15 protein-coding genes and 4 pseudogenes are annotated in these 18,192 nt (G+C 61.9%); 7 read left to right on the top strand and 12 right to left on the bottom strand.

Translation table 11 applies throughout. The features are described from left to right. Window positions 1-24 precede the first annotated feature (24 nt). The 10 genes and pseudogenes from ABH922_RS26230 to ABH922_RS26185 form a co-directional block, all read right to left on the bottom strand. A complete protein-coding gene (locus ABH922_RS26230; protein ID WP_424809954.1) occupies window positions 25-1,008 on the bottom strand; it encodes a hypothetical protein in 984 nt (327 codons plus the stop codon). After that, a complete protein-coding gene (locus tag ABH922_RS26225; protein WP_424809953.1) occupies window positions 1,008-1,769 on the bottom strand; it encodes a DUF4913 domain-containing protein in 762 nt (253 codons plus the stop codon). The genes ABH922_RS26230 and ABH922_RS26225 overlap by 1 nt, the downstream gene beginning before the upstream one ends. Continuing rightward, window positions 1,766-2,197 carry a hypothetical protein gene (locus ABH922_RS26220; protein ID WP_424809952.1) on the bottom strand — a complete coding sequence of 144 codons (432 nt, stop codon included), beginning with the start codon at window positions 2,195-2,197 and terminating at the stop codon, window positions 1,766-1,768. Before ABH922_RS26220 ends, ABH922_RS26225 begins: the two co-directional genes overlap by 4 nt. Before the next feature lie 275 nt (window positions 2,198-2,472). Next, window positions 2,473-2,673: a hypothetical protein gene (locus ABH922_RS26215; protein ID WP_424809951.1), complete on the bottom strand. Its 201-nt coding sequence runs from the start codon at window positions 2,671-2,673 to the stop codon at window positions 2,473-2,475. A 1,851-nt stretch (window positions 2,674-4,524) separates the two neighbouring features. Next, entirely contained in the window at window positions 4,525-4,677 is a 153-nt protein-coding gene (locus ABH922_RS26210; protein ID WP_424809950.1) for a hypothetical protein, read from the bottom strand. A 3-nt stretch (window positions 4,678-4,680) separates the two neighbouring features. Then, window positions 4,681-5,496, bottom strand: a complete 816-nt coding sequence (locus tag ABH922_RS26205) for a class E sortase (RefSeq protein WP_424809949.1) — start codon at window positions 5,494-5,496, stop codon at window positions 4,681-4,683. Between the two features lie 31 nt (window positions 5,497-5,527). Then, entirely contained in the window at window positions 5,528-5,671 is a 144-nt protein-coding gene (locus tag ABH922_RS26200; RefSeq protein ID WP_424809948.1) for a hypothetical protein, read from the bottom strand. Window positions 5,672-5,810: 139 nt separating this feature from the next. Then, window positions 5,811-10,556, bottom strand: a complete 4,746-nt coding sequence (locus ABH922_RS26195; protein ID WP_424809947.1) for a DUF5979 domain-containing protein — start codon at window positions 10,554-10,556, stop codon at window positions 5,811-5,813. A 350-nt stretch (window positions 10,557-10,906) separates the two neighbouring features. Then, the gene (locus tag ABH922_RS26190) at window positions 10,907-11,242 is read right to left on the bottom strand and encodes a hypothetical protein (protein WP_424809946.1); all 336 of its coding nucleotides are present in this window, start codon (window positions 11,240-11,242) and stop codon (window positions 10,907-10,909) included. Window positions 11,243-11,659: 417 nt separating this feature from the next. Then, window positions 11,660-12,372, bottom strand: a pseudogene (locus tag ABH922_RS26185) (IS6 family transposase). A 291-nt stretch (window positions 12,373-12,663) separates the two neighbouring features. On the opposite strand from ABH922_RS26185, the gene ABH922_RS26180 reads away from it, so the two are divergent. The 4 genes and pseudogenes from ABH922_RS26180 to ABH922_RS26165 form a co-directional block, all read left to right on the top strand. Beyond that, window positions 12,664-13,542: a LysR family transcriptional regulator gene (locus tag ABH922_RS26180; protein ID WP_424809945.1), complete on the top strand. Its 879-nt coding sequence runs from the start codon at window positions 12,664-12,666 to the stop codon at window positions 13,540-13,542. Between the two features lie 111 nt (window positions 13,543-13,653). Then, window positions 13,654-14,604 (top strand): zinc-binding dehydrogenase, encoded by a 951-nt coding sequence (locus tag ABH922_RS26175; RefSeq protein ID WP_424810324.1) that lies wholly within the window; start codon window positions 13,654-13,656, stop codon window positions 14,602-14,604. Window positions 14,605-14,641: 37 nt separating this feature from the next. Further along, window positions 14,642-14,950, top strand: a pseudogene (locus ABH922_RS26170) (beta-ketoacyl synthase N-terminal-like domain-containing protein); the annotation flags it as partial. A 56-nt stretch (window positions 14,951-15,006) separates the two neighbouring features. After that, window positions 15,007-15,309: pseudogene (locus tag ABH922_RS26165) on the top strand (IS5/IS1182 family transposase); the annotation flags it as partial. 9 nt (window positions 15,310-15,318) lie between these two features. Here the strand turns inward: ABH922_RS26165 and ABH922_RS26160 are convergent. After that, window positions 15,319-15,765, bottom strand: a complete 447-nt coding sequence (locus ABH922_RS26160) for a DUF6968 family protein (RefSeq protein WP_424809944.1) — start codon at window positions 15,763-15,765, stop codon at window positions 15,319-15,321. 267 nt (window positions 15,766-16,032) lie between these two features. Here ABH922_RS26160 and ABH922_RS26155 point away from each other — a divergent pair, with 267 nt between their 5' ends. Beyond that, window positions 16,033-16,248 (top strand): hypothetical protein, encoded by a 216-nt coding sequence (locus tag ABH922_RS26155; protein ID WP_424809943.1) that lies wholly within the window; start codon window positions 16,033-16,035, stop codon window positions 16,246-16,248. Window positions 16,249-16,453: 205 nt separating this feature from the next. Here the strand turns inward: ABH922_RS26155 and ABH922_RS26150 are convergent, their stop codons facing one another. Beyond that, window positions 16,454-16,801, bottom strand: coding sequence for an ArsR/SmtB family transcription factor (locus tag ABH922_RS26150; protein ID WP_424809942.1), 348 nt, complete (start codon window positions 16,799-16,801; stop codon window positions 16,454-16,456). A 54-nt stretch (window positions 16,802-16,855) separates the two neighbouring features. Between ABH922_RS26150 and ABH922_RS26145 the strand changes: the two are divergent. Both ABH922_RS26145 and ABH922_RS26140 read left to right on the top strand, forming a co-directional pair. Further along, window positions 16,856-17,842, top strand: a pseudogene (locus ABH922_RS26145) (MFS transporter); the annotation flags it as partial. Between the two features lie 163 nt (window positions 17,843-18,005). Then, a complete protein-coding gene (locus ABH922_RS26140; RefSeq protein ID WP_424810338.1) occupies window positions 18,006-18,170 on the top strand; it encodes a hypothetical protein in 165 nt (54 codons plus the stop codon). The last annotated feature ends 22 nt before the right edge of the window (window positions 18,171-18,192 follow it).

The raw sequence follows: 18,192 nt of genomic DNA, 5'->3' as shown, positions 1-18,192 counted from the left end.
CGCTGTCCTTGTATCCCTCGCCGGTCAGCCAATCTGGCTGCGCTTCTGCAGTTCAGGACGCCTGTGGCCAGCCAAGGAAGGCCACAGGCGTTTGTGTTCTAAGGATGTCGGATTCCGGCCCGACGAAACCTGGTCCAACGATGATGTGCCACTGCGTGCGGGAGATTGATTCCCTCGTAAGTGCAGCGTGTGCGGATATCGCCCGGCGTGTTGACGTTCCTGGCTGCGGCCCTTGGTCGGGCGTCCTTTCCTCGCGACAGGTGGTTTACCAGTCCCGGTCTGCACCGCTCCTCGGGGATGCTTGCCCTGGTCGAGATCGGCCGTCATCCGGGCGCCGATCGTTTCCTTGTCCACTCCTGCGGCGTTCATGTCGGCGGCGAGTGCATCGCGTCGTTCAGCCGAGTCGTACTCGGCTTCCGCGGCCGCCCGATGAGCGTCTGCGTCTTGGGCGATTTCAGTTTCGGCCGGTGTACCTTCGGCCTCTGTCGCCGTCTTGTCGAGCCGATCGGCCTCAGCCATCAGCTCGGAAGCCTTCACGTTCTCGCGTTCGGCGAGTTCCTGTTCGGCGGTAGCGGCCCGCTTGGCTTCTTCGGCTGCCTGGAGCAGGGTCTCGATTTCTCGCGGGTCGATCCCGGGGGCGGCCGCATCTATTCCGTACCGTGTCTGGACTTGCGTGCGGATGCGATCTGCGGCGTCGGCCGCGGGCTGCGAGTGGTCTTGCCAGCCGCGGGCCTGCTGCCAGCTGTCGGCGATCTGCGCGTGGGAAGCGTCCTCCCACGAGCGGTCCGTCATCACCGGACGTAGCTGTGCCTCGATCGCGCTGCGCTCGGCGACGAGCCGTTCGCGCAGTTCACGGGCCGCTTGCACGCTTTTGGCTTCGGCGTCGCGGATCTGCTTCTCACGTGCGCGGCCCATCTGCTCTGCGAGACGGGACGCAGACTGCAAACCGACCCGGAACATGCGCGTGAGTTCTTGATTGACCTCACCGATTTCGTCGTGCTCTGACATCAGTTGTTGCCTTCCTTGTGGGGTGACGACTCTGTGGGCGCGGATTCTGGGGATTGACGCATGTCGGGGAACATCGACGACGGTGCGGGTTCGATCGGCAAGGGCACGATCGCGAAGTCGCCGCCGGCATGACCGCTGCGGACCGAGCACGCTTTGAACGTGCCCTCTGGATCGAAAAGCTGTGCCATGTGGTGGTCAGCGTGATCGCGCCACCACACACTCATGCCCGTCGAGGGATCCAGGCCCAGACGCTCCCACGCGCGCCACAGGGCTTCCAACCGGGAGATAGCTTCGGCATGTTTCCACCACTGCGTGCACCAGTTCCTTGACGTCCCCTCGATCACTTCACGCCGATAGACGGGGGCGATCCGTTCGCGCACGAACTCCTCCACCGATCCGAACACCAGTTTCGGCTCTGCCGGCTGCTCCGACTCCGGTTCCGGATCGGCGAGCGAAATCTCGAGCTGCGCCAGCAACCGCGCCGCCGCCGCTTCGAGTCGCGCGTACAGCTCCGGAGTGAGGATTTCCGCCCACTTCGCTTCGGCGATCGCGTCGGCTTCCTTCTGGATGCGTTTGAGAATTGCCTTGCCGACCATCGCCTCGAGGTTCTCGCTCAGCGGCGCTTCGACGCTCGGTTCATCTCCTCCGCTGAGGGGCGTGTACGCGGATGGGCGTGGATAGTCCGCATCTTCCGGCGGCAGATAGTCAGCCTCACCCGGATCGAAATCGTCCTCCGGCGGTGGTTCGAACGGCGCGTTCACAGCGACACCGCCTCACGCGCCGACCCCGCGTGGTCTGGCTTGAGCCATTCGGACAGGCCTTCTTCTGCTTCCGCCAATATCGCCGGGGCTGCCGGATCGTGGGCTTCGATTGACGCCCTGATCCGGTCGGCATGCGGGCCGGCCATCCACGGCGCCGTCCGTACGATCACAGGCCGGTTACCGGAGGAACGTACGATCGCCCGGCCACGCGGCAGTGCTTCGAGCTCGGATTCGGTGAACGTACGAACTTTGGTGCGCTGCTTGGAAGTGGATCGGCCTTGCGAGGAGGCCGTGACCGACCCGGTGATCTCCCAATGGTCACCGATCGCGGTGGACATGTCCCGAAGGAACACCCCGTCATCGACGGCGACACCGCCGCCGTAGACCTTGACGTCGCCGCGGTCGGCTATGAACTCGGGTTGGGTCACCACCGTCAATCCGAGGCAGCGGATATCCCCGATTGACTCAGCGGGGACCAGCGCCCCGTGTTCAATCCGGTCGCCAGGGCATCGAGCCGACCTCGTCGAGTGCGGCCAGCAGGATCAGAAGAGTTTCGCGGCTGACACTGTGCGCCGCTATGGCTCGACCGGCGTTGTGGCATCTGCTGATTGTTCGACCAGTGATTCGATATCCGGCGGCCCGGAATCTGCAAGTAGGATCTTGTGCGGACCAATGGTCGGTCGCCCCGGTGTTCGGCGGATTTTCAGCGGGCATCCAACAGCTGTACCCGTTGCGGGAGATCGCCTTTCGACATCGCTTTGGCGATCGAAGCGATACCGGCCGCATCGAGGTCGGGTGTCACATCGGTGACGGGCGTGGTTCCCAGAGCGGCGAGTTCGGACCCGACAGCTTTCCGTGGCGGGGAGCGTTTCCGGGTATCCGATCGCGGAGCCAGGCTCGCCACACTCGACCGGTGGGATACCAGTTCGAATCTCGTTCGATACCGGGGTGATCTGCTTGATCCAACCCCGTTGCCTCGACGACGGCGGGGTTGAGGAACCGCAGGGCGCACTGCGATGTTGAATTCGAATCGGAAGTGCGCTGTGGCATCGGTCGAGTTGTTCTCGGTCCAGGTTCCCGGCCGCCGAATCGAAGTACCTTGACGCCACGCACCCAGCCATTTGTTCCCAGCGAACCACGCAGTGATGCGGCAATTTTTGCTGTGTTTCGGACATGTGGAGGACCGCTTTCGACGGACGCGCGCCGTGCCGCCAGGGCGCGAAGATGAATATGGTACCACGAGCGACGTTGTGCCCATTCTTGATTCGACTATGTAGTCCCGAAACTTCTTTGACCATATGGCCGGAAAGCATATGGGTACCTCACGAGATGTCGATTCAGAGACCACGGAGCACTGACTCGGTGTCGGCTCCCTATGTTGACTCGATGCCACACTCGATCTTCTCGTCGGCAAGGCTGTGAAACGGGGGTCGTATCCGGGCATCCCGGTGTCGGGGTGATCAGGGGTTGTGGACGATACCAGCCCTGCCATCGAAATATCCCAGAGATACCCAGTGTCGGGCAGTGTTTCGGACATCGTAGGTGTGGCAGCCGGCGGTCCGGTCAACGGGTCGGCGATTGAGTCGGCGACAATGACGGGCGTTCCGTCCGCGTCGTGAGTGATCAAGGTGCTCGACGCCACGATGTCGTCACCGAAACCGACATGCGCCGAGTCACGTCCGGCTGCGGTGATCGAGATCCATGTCGTACCGGATGAGACCACGGTGTCGACCAGAGCGCATGGTCTCATGCTTCGATCATGATGTCTGCCTGCGCGAGTAAACTTCCAAGGGCAGACCGTCCGGTAGGGGAGTCTGGACCCGAGTGCGACGGACTCGTGTCCTGTGTGCAACAGTGAGTAGAACCGGATTTTCGCGCCTCGCCCCGTTGCGCTGGTGGGTGTTTCGAACTTTGGCCACGCGTGCATCTGAGATACCGATGTTGGTAGCAGGCGAAGTTTTCGCGCTGACAGCGACGCTACCTTCTTGAACTTTCCGGTGAATACAGCTCGCGTGGCGAGAGAACAGGCACCGCCTGCTGCCGTGTCGTTGGGGCGAACTTGACGTCTATGGAGATGCGTGGTGGAACGCCGCGTTTCGTGAAATCCGTGGAGGCGAATTGCTCGCTGCCACCGTCGTTATCGTTATCGTGAACGTGAACGCAAACTTCTCTCGTGAACCCGTTGTAGGGGATACACAGGTCTTCGTCTCGCTCGCCAGAATCGGTCGAACATCGTTTGTGCTCGAGACGTCGATCGCGCAGGCAGACAGCATTGCCGCCGTCGCACCCTTCACCCTCACCCGTCGCGAGCGGTGTACCGTCACCGCTTTCTCCGCAGCAGATCGAACTCCTCCGAGATCTGGAGCCCGAGAGTGCATCCGGGAATTGATGACGATGGCTGCCGGCGAGCTTCCGAAGAAGACGGCGAAGCCGCCGCTCGTACCGGGGAGAGCTCGTCGTGCCCGTCCCACACGGATCGCGGGCAGCGCTGCACGGCGGTGACACCGCTTCGGCGTTCGTCGGTATCGAGCGCAGGCCGCGGCGGAGGAATCTGATTGATCTGCACGAGCGTCAGGAGGGCAGTCGGGATCTCACGTTCGTGTCGAGCCGGGGTGACATCGTCTGCGGCTACGGGAAAGGATGTCACATGTCAGTCGGCACGGATCGAGCATGGGTAACTCGGATGTGTCGCCACCCGTCTGACGAGGGGTCGGCACGCCAGGCGGGCGATACCGAGGCCGGCCCGGTGAGCGGTCTACACGGTGACGTCGGAGTAGGGCATGTGTTCTGACACCCAGGGAAAAACGACTTCCATGAGTAGCAACACGATCGCGACGACGATGATGATCGCGAGCAGCGCCTTCACCGGTCGGGGGCCAGGAAGCACACTCCAGAGGTAGCCGTACATCTATTACTCCTGCAATGCCGCGGGAATATAGCCCGAGGACTTCGAGATCGTTTCGACGAGAACAGCATGCACGATCATGCGTTCGGAGTTCGAGAACAGCGGATGGCACGTGGTCAGTGTCAACGTACTTTCCAGTCCGGGTTCAGCTTCCACCCACGGGGCGCCGGGCAACGGGTTGACGACGTCGATGTCGCCAGGCACGGTGATGTGTCGCCCCAGGAGGTGAGCGTAGTCGCCGTCGGACACTCGATCGGTTTGCTCGGGACTCAGGCACGCTTCGGCGGCCGTACGTCGTTCAGGCGAGCGAGTCTCCAGTGGCAGGAGTCGGTAGGTCATCCACTCGAACTCCGTCTCCACGACCACGGCATCGCACGAATCGAGTCGATCGAGGTGCTGGAACACCGCACCGGAACCGATGCGGTGCCCGGCGAGCGCGAAGTTTCCGGCTTCGCCGGGCATCTGCGTGGCGGGATAATGGCCGGGACCTGCCCGTAAGTCCTCGTTGCGGGTGCCCTCGACGACGGCGGACACTACATCGGCACCGAGTGCGGGAAGATACACACGCGCGATCCCCTCGCCGAGTGGCGGGGGCCCCGGGACGATCGGCTCGTTACCGACCGCCCCGACGTCGGTGCTCCAGGATTCCTCCAGACGAGCGTTGACCTCGTCTTGCAGTCGACCTGAGACGATGTTGGTCCAGAACGCCTCGTAGATGACAAAGAGCAAGATGAGAATCCCGGCCGTGAGCAGTAGTTCACCGACGATCTGGCCGGGCCGCGGCCGTAGCCGCCCGTCAGCCGGAATCTTCCCATCGCTCATCGACCGGGTCTCCTTTCCACAGTGGAACTGGCTAGCTGCCCACGTTGATCTTGGCGCTTCCGGTGCCGCCGAGAAGGTCGTAGAGGAGGACGGACAGGCGACCGAGCCCGTCGATGGCGACAGAACCGGTGGTGCTGACGTCCTCGAGGACGATCGGGAACGGGAGGATGAACATGGTGCTTCTCTCCTTCGAGGGGCGGGCGAGTGAACGGCCGCCCGATAGCTGTTCTGCTGTTCGATTGGTGTGGCGGAGCGGGGCGGGTGCGACCAGAAGACGGTCGTACCCGCCCCGCTACCGTGTGACGGCTGGGAGGTTAATTCCCGCCGGGTGCCTGCCTGCGGTTACGCAGGACGAGCCAGGCGCCACCGGCGATCAGCACGAGTGCTGCACCGGCAAGCCAGATGACGTTGGCACCTGTTACCGGCAGTGACGACGACTGGTCCGGCTTGACCGGAACAGGCTTGCCCGGAGCGCCGTTGTGACCGGGGCTCCCTTGCCCGTCAGAGCCGGGGAAGGACGGTCCGTCGATCACCGGTGTGTCGATTCCCGGTCCGTCGATTCCGGGCCACGCCGGGATCAACGATCCCCACGGCGGCAACGGAATCGGCAGCGGGATGATGATCAGCCCGTTGCTGCTGGTCTTGTTCTCGAGTCCCAGCACTACCGGCTTGTCGGCGCCACCGGTGAGGGTGACGGAAATTCCGGTCGGTTCGCCGTCGATCGTGGCGATATCCGCGCGCCCGTCCTCGAGGCTCCAGAGCACTTCACCCCACTTGACGTTGGTCACGTCGGTGTGGGCACCGGTTTCGATGAAAGTGATCTCGGTGTCGAGCGGGAACTGGACTCTACCGTCTACGACGGCCGCGTCGCACTGGGTGGTCGGGGTGACCGAGGCACCCGGCCTGACGTCGAGAACGCAGGACCGGAACTCGTCGTCGATGTCCGTCCACGTGGCCGTGACCTGGAAGATCGTGGAACCGTCCTTGGTCACTTGGCTACCCTTGGGGCCGGTGACGATCTTGTCGATGTCCACGTCCGCGGTCGGGATCGGGCGGTTGTGGATCTCCACGACAGCTTCCGCGCCTGCCACGATCGTGACGGTGTCGCGGTAGTCGGCGTCACCGGCATCCGCGGCCACGTAGTAGTACGGCCGTGCCCAGTCGATACCCGCCAGAGGTGCAGGATCGATCTCGGAGAAGGTGATCACGGTGTTCCGTGGGACCACGTCGCCGGACTTCCAGCTCCAGTTGTTTCCGGCGTCGAGGGTGATGGTTTCACCTACTGCCGGGAAATCGGTTCCGGCGGGAAGTGCCGGGTCGATTCCGTCGATCCGTACCTGGAACGCCGCGCCGTCAGGCAGGTCTGCCTCGGTGGCTCGGACAGCGTCGTCGCCGTCGAGGATGAACTTCGTGAACTCGACCGAGCCGAACTTCCACAGTGCCTCGTTCGACAGAGTGATCAGCCGACCGTCCGTCGGGTCGTCGGAGACGATGCCCGTCGCGGTGCCGCCGGGGTTCGTCACGAGCCACGATTCGCCGTCCGGGCTGGTACCCCAGGAGATGGTGCCCCATTCGACTCCGGCGACGTCGGGACGACCGATTTCGGTGAAGGTCACCTCGGTTCCGACCGGGAGATCGACGCCGAGCGGCGTGGCCTCTCCCTGCTTGACGGTCAGATCTGCGGTGCGGTATCCCACACCGTCCTTCCACCGGGCCTGGACGCCGAATTCGACACCCTCACCCACGGCCCCGGCTGCCTCGCCGCTGACCTGCTTGGCAACGCGCAGAGTACCGTCGTTGACGTCGACGAAGTTCGTCACGTCGACCTGGCGCAGGTCCTTTCCGATGGTCACCACTGCCGCGTTGTCCGCACCGACCCTGACATTCCCGGAGTAGGCGGGCACGCCGTAGGCGAGACCGTTACCGTCTGCCGGAACCACCTCGGTCAGTGTGACCTCGGTGCCGCCGGGCAGATTCTCACCGAACGGAACCTTGGTGCCGTTGGAGGGTAGCGTCAGCGTTTTACCCTGCAGGTTGCCGTCCGCATCGAGCCAGGTGGCATTCACGTCGAAGCTCGCGGGCACTGCTCGGTCGAATGCCTTCGGGCCTGTGAGTTTCTTGCTCACCTCGAAGGTGCCCTGTGTGGTGGTGGCTTCGTTGGTGATGGAGACCGTGTTCGCCGCCGCATCGGTACCGATGGTGAGCGTCTTCGGAGTGATCACCGGTACCGACCAGGTCACGAGGTCGGTGTTCAGCGGCTGCACCTCGGTGAAGGTGACCTGCGATCCGATCGGCAGATCGCCCAGGTTGTAGAACTGACCGTCTCGCAGAGTGAACGGGGCCAACACCTTGCGGTTGGCGTCGTCGTGCGAGTTGATCTCGGCATTGACCGTGAACGACTCGAGACCGGTGCGCGGGCCGTCACCGATAACGGTCTTGGTGATCTTTGCCGTTCCCAGCTGAGCCTTGTTGAACAAGGTGACGCCGATGTTGCTCTTCGGCGTGATGCTCACCAACGCCTCGGTGCCGTTCTTGGTGACCGTCACCCCTTCTGCCGCGGCAAACTTCCCCTGCTCGAAGTAGACGCCGCCAACTGTGGGCAGGTTGATCTCGGACAGGCGGATCTGCCAGCCGATGCCTCGAGGATTGAGCCCGCTGACGGGTGTCCCGTCAGCCTTGACCTTGATCTCGTAGGAGCTGGCCGGCGCGTCGGTGTCCGGATTCTGTCCGGGTGCGAACTCGTCCACCTTTACGGTGAACTCGGTGTCCTCCGGGAACTTCTCGGACGAGGACGTGATGTTTTTCAGCAGTGAGAACGAACCGCGCGTGACACCTTGGCCGGTGCCGCCACCGCCCCACTCCTGCTTGACGCCGTGCGAGATCTGAGCGCCGCCCTCGTAGTCGAGTGCGTTTCCGTACTCGGTGCCGCGTTGGTCCAGTCCGCCACTGGTGGTGCACAGGGTGTAGCTGATGTAGTACCGCGTTTCACGGTTGTAGTCGCCCGCATCCTTGGGGAGGGTGAAATCGATCCCGTTGGCAGTGCGTTTGACCGTCGTCGCGCCGGTGAGGTCGCGGTCGGCATTGGCCTTGCTGTCACCGAGGAAATCGCGTGCGGTGACCTGGAGATCGAGATTCTTCGTGAGATCGTTGCCGACCTCGCACACCGTCATGGTGTCGGAGAACGTGTCCGTGATGACCGCGGGTGTGGTGCGGCCCTCGAGATGGCGTCCGGGGATTTCCACGTCCCAGCCGAGAGTCGTTCCAGCCGGTTGGGTCTCGCCGGCGATCACCTTCGGATCGGTGTTGAGCTTGCCGGTCTTGCGGCCGCTGAAATCGTGCCCCTTGGCCGTATCGCCGACCTTGGTGCCGTTGACGAGCGCCGTGTTGGTGAACGTCTCCGTGCTGTCCGGAACCTTGTCGCCGGTCAGGCATGTCCGATAGCTCACCTGGTAATAACGATCCTCGTCGATCGTGGTGCCGGCCTTCGGTGTGATCGTCACGGTGAAAGTTTTGGAGCCGGGCGCCGCGCTGGTGTCGACGACGAAGTCGTCGGTGACATTCTGGCGAGCGGCCCACTTGCCGTCCGGCCCGGGTAGGCGGTCGGCGAGCTCGATCTTCACCTTCAAGCCGCTGTCGCAGACAGCGTGGTCGCCGGTGAGAGTTTCGGTAATGGCGACCTTGTTGTCAGGGTCGGCGGCGATAAAGACACCCGGAACCTGGATGTTCCAGGCGGCCTCGCGGTAACGCTCGTTCTTGTCCAGGCTGCCGGACTTCGAGGGAACAGCTTCCGGTCGCCAGGTCTGCCCGACCCCGACTGCGCCGACAGTGATCCCGCCAACGGTCACGGAGTTGTCGTAGACGATGGACTCGTCGCCTTCGGTGGGCAGATCCACCATCCCGCTGGTCGTGCACGAGGTGTACTCGACCCGGTAGAGCTTGTCGCTTGCGAAAGGTGCGCCGTTGGTGAGTTCGATACCGACTACGCTGCCCGCTCCGTCGGGCTGGGTGACGGCGACGCCGCCGGGAACGTCCTTGAGATCACCGGGCCGTCCGGACAACAGTCTCGCGTTGAGTCGACCGTCCTCGCACAGCGTCATGTTGGCAGAGAGCGCATCACTCAAGTTCACCGAACCGGTGTTGCCCGTGTCCAGAGCAGCCAGATCGGAGCCGGGGATGTCGATGGTCCATCGCACCGCAGCCTTGTCGGGAGCGAGCTCGCCGGACTTCTCGATCACGCCGATGTCCTGGCCGTCGCCGATACCGCCACCGCCGGGCAGCGGGACGGTCCGGACCCTGTCATTGATCGTGAAGTCGACGCTCTTGGCCGTGGTGTACTCGACCGCCTTCGTGTAGACGAAGAAGTCGCCGTGCACCTCCTCTTCGTGACCGACCACGGCGTCGGAGAGCACACAGGTCATGACGTTGGTGGAGGAGTTCAGCTCGCAGGTGCCCCAGACGGTTTCGTTGGTCTTCAGGTCGATCGTGGGGTTACCGCCGAGCTTCAACTCGTCGGGGAACTGGATGGTGAACTCGTCGCCCGGCTTCGGGTTGGCGTTCCTCGCATCCCACGTGCCGCGTACCTCTACGGAGTCCCCGACCGTGATCTGCTGGTCGTCTCCGGCGCCCGTGACGTTGACCTCGGTGATCTCGACATCGATGCCGGGATTGAGTCCGCGTGGAGTGATCGCCGCGTTTCCTGCTCGTTTCTCCGTCGTGGCGGTCCCGCTCGTCGTCGTCGGCGGCGGAGTTGTCGACGACGACGTCGCCGGAGCTTTCGTGGGCCCCACCTGCGTGGTGGGGGTCACGCTCTTCGTTGTCGTCGGCGGAGTCTTCGAGGTGGATGTCGCCGCGGGGGAGTCCTGATCCCCTGCAGAAGGTGGTGCCTCGACAGTGCGCGTCGGGGCAGGGGCGATCGAGGTCTCGATTTCGTCAGCCGAGGCTATCTGGGCAAACGAGAACGACGACATGACCAAGGCCATGATTGCCACGATCATCCCTAGAGCTGCCCACCGAGACACCACCCCCTCTCCGGCACGTCGCTGGAAGACTTGGTTACGCATGGAAAAACGCCTTTCGTTCAACACGCTGGACTCATCGCGCACCCGGCCGGTGACCGGAAGCGGATAACAGATAAAACAGGCAAACAACTCTTTTTACATGAGGCGGTAATGCGAAAGTAAATGCAAGAAGGCCTGATCCCACGACGGATTTACGGCCATTGCCACCAAATAGCTGACAAAGATGTTGCGGCGCTGCCCAATCCGGAACCGCGCTGAGGGCCGAGGCTCGACAAGTGATCTACGACACTCGGATACGGCGTTCTCGGGCGCGATCGGGTTCAGTGGAAAAATTTCGGAGTTATCGGTAACTCATCGTGCGACAGCGCCCAGGTGCGATGAGGGGTGAGGGGTCACTCGCTTGTTGCCGAAACCGGTGCATTGGCCGTCCAGAATTGGGGCAGTATGGCCGAGTTGGTGAACAATGTCGAGAGTATCGGCCGCTGCTTGCGGGCGCCGTCAAAGTCCCCATGGCGTCGCGTCGCCCCGCGATCTGTTCCCGGGGCTGCGCTGTCGAAGGATTTGCCGCAGCCGTCGCACAGCGATGTGCGCGGCTCCTCGGCGCCGCCGAGCTCGGTGTGGATGGGTTCGAGGACTGAATTCGCGATCGGCCGGACGCTCGCCTGTAGTTCTCGCGCGGTTACTTGTCCGGTGGCCCTGGCGCTCGGGTTGGCTTCGTGCGATGTCACCTCCCGCCGGTGCACCGGAGTAGGTTTCACGGTCTCCGGACGAGATGACGACCACGCGTACGGTGCCTGAAGTACTGAGCGATGCGCATCCGTCGTTGACGTCATCGGGTGCCACCGTGCAGGTGACAAGGTCATCGAGGTTCATCCGACCCTATGCGCGCAGGTCGGCATAGAAGGAAACATCGTACGTCGAGGAGAATTGCGTCGGCACCAGACGCAACCAGAGATTGCGCCTGGTCGGCTTCGATGATCGTCGATGTCATACGTTGATTGAGATGGACCCCGTGGTCTGGACAGTCCGCGGTGATTGGTAGGTGACGGGCTGCCGGGTTGTCATGTGACCTGTGATAGCCGCTGATGTTGATGATATGCCTCGTCGGGAGTTGGACCATCGAGTCCTTGGTGGCGACGGCGGGTTCAGGCGCCACCTGGTACTCCAGTCACGTCGTGCCAGGTGGCGAATCGGCGGGTCATGTCGGAGCGTAATCGCTCGCGGTGAGCGTGTGTCGGTCTGGCCGAAAGTGCGGCGAAATTGCACTGAAACACCGCCAGGAACCGTTGTGCAGTACGGGGTGAGTGGAAGAACTTCATGGCGCGTGCTCGCTGTCTGGTGGGTTGGTGCGAGTTCTCGGCCCGGTTGGTGAGATACTTCGAGCGCCGGTATTCGACTGATGGCATCAACTCCCGATGCGCCACAACGTAACTGGTGAGCTTATCGGTTGTCAGCACCCTCGGCGCCCGAGCCTGCTTGCGCATCAACTTGCGGCAGAAGCATCTCGCAGCCTTCGCGTTGCGTCGTGGCCGGACCCGGACGTCGAGGATATTGCCGTCCTGATCGGCAGCCCGCCGCAGGTACTCTCGGATGTCGCCGATCTTGGGCGGTCGCCTCGCCGGGAAACCATGTGTCGCCGGGTTCGGGAGCGCGTCGGCGCAGGCCACGTGCATTTTCGGGTCCGAACGTCGCGCATCATGTGCGGATCGTCTCGTGCGAGACGATGATGCCGCGGGCGAGCATCAACTGCTCGATGTCGCGCAAGCTCACGGTGAACCTGTGGTACAGCAACACGCAGTGCGCGATGATCTCCGGGCGCGATAGCGGTGCCGTTGTACGGCCACCGCGTCGAAACCATCCGTTTCTCGTCTCCACGGCTCATCCGACGATCACCCCTGAATTGGATTGCCCAGCTAAGTTGACGATGCCTACATGGTTGCTTTCCCTGTCATGTGCACGATGAGGTTCGCCGAGTGCGTGATTCAGGGATGCAACATTCGAGACAAGATTTCCAACACTGACGGGTGGGTAATCCGAGGGCCGTGCAGCGAACGGATCAAAAGCTCTCCATCGAGCGCACAGGCGATCCGCACGGGATAATGACCGCAAGTTCTGTGCACGCGAATTCGAAGCGGGGGACGGTTTCGACATGGAGATCAAGCAGCTCAGGTACTTTCTGGTGGTCGCAGAGGAACTTCACTTCGCCCGCTCGGCAGAACGATTGCACGTGGTGCAAGCCGCGGTCAGTCAACAGATCCGAAGACTCGAGCACGAGCTCGGCAAACCCTTGTTCGATCGATCCAGACGTCAGGTGACGCTCACAGCTGCAGGGCACAGGCTGGTTCCGGAGGCTCGAGCGGTGCTCGATGCCGTTTCGCATGCTGCGGAAATTGTTCGATCTCGATCCGATGAGCCGGACGCGCCCCCGCATTTTCGATTGGGAATAGCCGGCGGTTCGGGTAAACGCATGGATCTCGTGATGGACTACCTCGGAATACACCTGCCCGATCTGCTCGTCACTCTGGAGATCGGGCAGGTGTGGGAGCAACTCGATGCCGTGCGTTCGGGTGCGCTCGACGCGGCGCTGGTCCGATTACCCCGAAACGACCAGGATCTGGAATTGATTCCGGTGTGGGTCGATCGGATCGTAGTTGCGATTCCCTCGCGCCATCCATTGTCCTCCAAACCGGATCTTGCGTTGTCGGATTTGGCGAACCTTCCGTTGCGACTGATTCCCTCCGAACAGAACCCGGCCTTTGCCGCGACCGTGCTCCGTGCCTGCGCAAACGCCGGTTTCGATCCGCCGACGGGATTTCCGTTCCGAGACCTCCAGACGACGGTCCTCGAACTAGGATCGGGCCCACCGTCATGGACGGTGATGTACGAGGGCTCCGCGCAGGCATTGCGGACCGAGCGTGTGATATTCCGGCCCGTGGCCGATCCAAGCATGGTGGTGCAAATGTGGCTGGCGGTGCGGGAGAAGACGGCACTCGTCGACGCGTTGATCGAGGCGTGCGCACACGTTTGACAATCATACTCGGATTCCGTGAATCCTGAGTTTGCGTATTGCTTCTGGTTCGCGCAGACGACCCGGCGTTGACTGGTCATCGTAGAGAATTCACACCGTCTCGGTGTGACCATGCGACAAGATCGGAAGACTCCGATGTACACGACGATCAACACACCCGACGCAGGCAACCCCATCGAACGTCTCGAAGCCGAGGACCCGAAACCGTCCGCCGATGAGGCTCTCGTGCAGGTACATTCGTTTTCGGTGAACCGGGGGGAACTGTCCCTCATGGCGGCGCGAGCCCACGGCTGGCGTCCAGGTCAGGACGTCAGTGGTGTCGTGATCGATGCGGCCGCGGACGGTAGCGGACCCCCGAAAGGAACGTCGGTCGTCGGGATGGTCGATGGAGCCGGGTGGTCCGAATTGGCGGCCGTACGCACCGACCGGATGACAGTGTTGCCGGACACAGTGAGCGCGAACACCGCCGCAGGCCTACCGATGGCGGGATTGACGGCGTTGCGGACCGTACGAATGGGCGGAAACTTACTCGGGCGCCGTGTCCTGATTACCGGCGCCAATGGTGGTGTGGGTCGGTTTCAGATCCAATTGGCAAGCACTGCCGGAGCTTCGGTCACAGCGATCACCACAGCCGGTGCGGATGCGGGCAGAGAACTGATAGAGCTAGGTGCGAACGAGGTTGCGGCGACACCATCGGATGCGTCAGGTTCCTTCGACCTGATCATCGAATCCGTCGGAGGCCCAGTGCTTGAAGCGGCCCTCACGATGCTGGCACCCAAGGGTACGCTGCTGATGATCGGCAACAGTTCGGGGACCAAAGCGGAACTGGATGTCTTCTCGTTCATCGGCCACGAGGGCGCCGCGATCACCAATTACATGTCGTACTCCGTCGGCTACCCTGAACGGGAGGACCTCGAATTGCTCGTAAGCCTCGTCGCCGACGGTCGCCTAGACCTGACACCCGGATATTGCGCCGATTGGTCCGAGCTCTCGCACGTCATCGAATTGATGAAACGGCGTCAATTGCCAGGTGGTAAAGCCGTACTCACGATCTCCCATTGAGCTGCACCACTCGTCACCTACGAACAGGACCAGTGAGATGCGAGAAAACCCGACAGATATCGACAACGAAACCCACGGCGGCACAGCCGTCGTAGGTATGGCATGTAGGGCTCCAGGTGCCCACGGAGTAGATGAATACTGGAACCTCCTAACGCAAGGCGTCGATGCGATTTGTGACGTTCCATCCAATAGATTTCGAGTCGACGAAACCACCGATCTACGGATGCGGCGAGGCGGATTCATCGACAATGTAGCGGGTTTCGACGCCGAGTTCTTCTCGATCTCGCCCCGTGAAGCCGAGGCGATGGATCCACAGCAACGTCTCCTTCTGGAATGTGTGTGGGAGGCATTCGAGGACGCAGGTCATCCACGATCGAAGTGGCAGGGAACCAGCACCGGGGTGTTCGACGTCGCCGTGGGCGGCCGCGGAAGCGGCCCCGCAGGTTGTGCGCCGAACGAGGCTATGACTACGGCACGTACCGTAAACCCTCCGTGGGAAAGGGATCGCACCGATGATCGCCCGGCGCGGTGCCGCACATGGTTCCGGTCTGGGCACGGTCCGCTGGGGGCGAAGGTACTTTCGCCTGGCTGCACCACTTCAAGCGTCTGCGAACGTGTTCGCAGGTCCGAGCTGACCTGCATCAAGGGCTGCTCGAACTGGCATGCAGCATCATCTGTTTGAGACGGCTGCGAACCTCATTCTGAAACGATCAGTTAGAATGCTGTCGGGTAGTTGACGGCTGCCTGCCAGATGTCGCTGCTTGTCGATTCTGTGCGGAGCAACCCTAGATGGTGAGTGTCCACGAAGCGGAAGTCTTCGTCTTTTTTCGATTCCACCAAATCGCCGACCGCGGCCAACGCGAAGATCAATGCTTGAAGGGAATCGACTCCTGCGGTGAAGCTTTCGATGTCACCATCAGCGAGACCGGAGACGCGCCACGGGCAAAACCAGTCCGGTCCGTCAGAGTCCTGTACCGGTTTTCCCAGTTCGAGTGTGATGTCCCCCGACTTTCCTGTGAGCGTGCGAGATGCAACCGACTCGGTAAACGGATACATACTTGTTCTCCTATCCTGCGAGACATGCTGCGTACGTTGCGGCTGCTGCGGCGTAATCAGCACGCGCCGGTGGCAGCGGAACTCACTTGCATTTTCCTGCAACACTTGCGTAGAGCTTGGCGCACGAGGCTGCCGATCCCTTCAGCATAGCCCGGCAATACTGTTCTGCTGCACCGGAACGAGCGCGGGTGCAGCGCTGACCGCTCCAGACGCCCCAAAAGTGATCCCTAGTGCAGGTGCCCCGGCACCGATCGCAATTCTCGAGTCTCTTCACACCCACCCCTTCGATGTCCGTGAACAAACCAACCAGGCATGCCATATTAGCGTTACCTAACGAGACAACCGTCGCTTGATGGATGAACCTTCACTTACATGATCGACGGCGTCGCCACCGGAGACAACGGCATCACGGCCGGACGAGGCCGAACCAAAGCTCTCGAACTCGGAATCGTGGCCTCCGGTAAAGGATTCCAGCGCCGTACACAACGCACCGACATTCGCGACACCAACCGGCGCCTCACCTGGCAGACCGTCGCTGCTGATCCGCACACCGATACAGCACCCGCTCGACTCCTCGGGGCACTGTGATCGACACCCACGGCTGGACCGATCGATGGCCCGAACATCTCGACATCCACTGGCTCACATCATCACGAACAGTGCTCGTCGACATGGACATCGCACTCGGACTGGGCCGACGGGCATCCCCCTACACATGGGAGCCGCCGCCATCCATATCGCGACGGACAACACAGCGTCTCATCTCACCGGAATACTTCCGATCGAAAATTGTTCAGCCTCTGGCTATCAGATCGAGAAGTCCCGGGAACCGAAGTTCGAGATCCTGGTACCGCACGCGACTGCGCCGCTCCATTCCGTATTGGCGTTGCCTGATCAATCCGGCTTCTCGTAGAGCCTTGAAATGGTGCGTCAGTGACGATTTCGGTCGATCGAAGCCGAACCAACTACACGGGTGGTCGTATTCGACGGAGTCGGCGAGCAAACGTCTGACAATCTCGAGGCGGATGGGGGTCGAGAGTGCGCCGAAAATTGCGGCGAGGACGAGTTCGTCGACTGATGGCTCTTCGATGGGAGGTGGTAGGTACCTATCTGTGACTTCAGGAATCGCGATTGTGACCATAACAGCAGAATACATCGAATACGAGATTTTTCGAACAGGTACGAATTCGATTCGATGACTTCACTAGAAACTTCGAACCAATACGACTATGGTCTTTTCAGTACGAATATTTACGTACATCGATTCCGAAGGGAAGAATTCATGACAAGCTCTGAGATTCAGCCCTCCACACACTCATCGACACCCGCACCCGGATCGATGCCTGCGATACTGTCCGCGGCTTTCGTCGTCGTGGCAGTATTCGCACTCTCGAATTCGCCAACGCCGCTCTACCTCCATTGGCAACAGAGCATCGGGTTCAGCTCGGGCATGCTCGCGGTCATTTTCGGCGCGTACATCCTCGGCCTACTTCTGACGCTTCTAGTCGCAGGGCAACTATCCGACCATTTCGGTCGGTCACGCGTACTTCTGCCCGGACTCGTCGTCGCGTTGGCGGCCAGCGCCCTCTTCCTCGTCGCCGACAACGTCGCCATGTTGATAGTTGCGCGACTGCTCACCGGTATCTCGGTCGGCGTTATCGTCTCTGCCGGAATGGCTTCCGTCGTCGACGCAGGAGGCGACACCCTTCGCGCGACCGCCGCGCGACTCGCGTCCGTTGCCATGGTCCTCGGGGCCGGACTCGGCCCACTGTTCGCAGGAATCATGGCTCAGTACCTTGATGAGCCAGTCACCTGGGTGTTCGGTGCGGAAGCGCTACTCATTGTCATCGCCACTGCCGCTGTCTCCCGTTCCCGCCCACTTACCAACCTCGCAGATATCGATGATCGCAGTCCATTTCAGCTACATCTGCCGTCGGTCCCCCGGCGTTTTCGCCGTTACGTGCTGTTCGGTATCGCGGTCTTCGGACCTGGGATTACTGCAACCTCATTCGTCCTTTCCCTCGGTCCTTCGTTGCTTGCCCGGCAGCTAGGAGTTACGAGCCCGTTGGTCGCGGGCGGAACTGCATGCGCGATGTTCCTCGTCGCCACCGGCATTCAATTTGCCGTGGCTCGCGCTCAGATCCGAACGATCTTCATCGGCGGCGCAACATCCACGGCGCTGTCGATGCTCGCGTTGTACGGTGCCGTCCAATCTGACGCCGCAGCACTACTCATCGTTTCCGCACTCCTTGCCCGGCGCAGGCCAAGGCCTCGGCCAACTCGGTGGGCTCACGCTGATCGGAATACATGTTCCCCCTACATCTCGGGCACAAGGAATTGCATTGATGAATATCGGCGGCTACATCCCCGCAGGAATACTGCCCTTGGTGACCGGTTACCTGATCGACGCCACATCCATTCCCACAGCGGTAACCGTGTTCGGCGCCATCCTGTTCCTCGCCGCCGTCGCCGGCGGAGTCGCAGACGCAAAATCCATCGAGACCGCCTAAACAAATCGGCCAACCGAGAAGA

Origin of the sequence: Rhodococcus sp. 27YEA15 (assembly GCF_049739425.1) — a bacterium.
Taxonomy (GTDB): domain Bacteria; phylum Actinomycetota; class Actinomycetes; order Mycobacteriales; family Mycobacteriaceae; genus Rhodococcus_F.
This window is presented reverse-complemented; position numbering and strand designations above follow the sequence as displayed.

Bases quoted from the DNA above. Each gene is read 5' to 3' on its own strand.
- ABH922_RS26195 (WP_424809947.1), bottom strand. From the start codon at position 10,556: ATGCGTAACCAAGTCTTCCAGCGACGTGCCGGAGAGGGGGTGGTGTCT.
- ABH922_RS26180 (WP_424809945.1), top strand. From the start codon at position 12,664: ATGGAGATCAAGCAGCTCAGGTACTTTCTGGTGGTCGCAGAGGAACTT.
- ABH922_RS26175 (WP_424810324.1), top strand. From the start codon at position 13,654: ATGCGACAAGATCGGAAGACTCCGATGTACACGACGATCAACACACCC.
- ABH922_RS26210 (WP_424809950.1), bottom strand. From the start codon at position 4,677: ATGTACGGCTACCTCTGGAGTGTGCTTCCTGGCCCCCGACCGGTGAAG.
- ABH922_RS26155 (WP_424809943.1), top strand. From the start codon at position 16,033: ATGATCGACGGCGTCGCCACCGGAGACAACGGCATCACGGCCGGACGA.
- ABH922_RS26140 (WP_424810338.1), top strand. From the start codon at position 18,006: ATGAATATCGGCGGCTACATCCCCGCAGGAATACTGCCCTTGGTGACC.
- ABH922_RS26150 (WP_424809942.1), bottom strand. From the start codon at position 16,801: ATGGTCACAATCGCGATTCCTGAAGTCACAGATAGGTACCTACCACCT.
- ABH922_RS26205 (WP_424809949.1), bottom strand. From the start codon at position 5,496: ATGAGCGATGGGAAGATTCCGGCTGACGGGCGGCTACGGCCGCGGCCC.
- ABH922_RS26230 (WP_424809954.1), bottom strand. From the start codon at position 1,008: ATGTCAGAGCACGACGAAATCGGTGAGGTCAATCAAGAACTCACGCGC.
- ABH922_RS26200 (WP_424809948.1), bottom strand. From the start codon at position 5,671: ATGTTCATCCTCCCGTTCCCGATCGTCCTCGAGGACGTCAGCACCACC.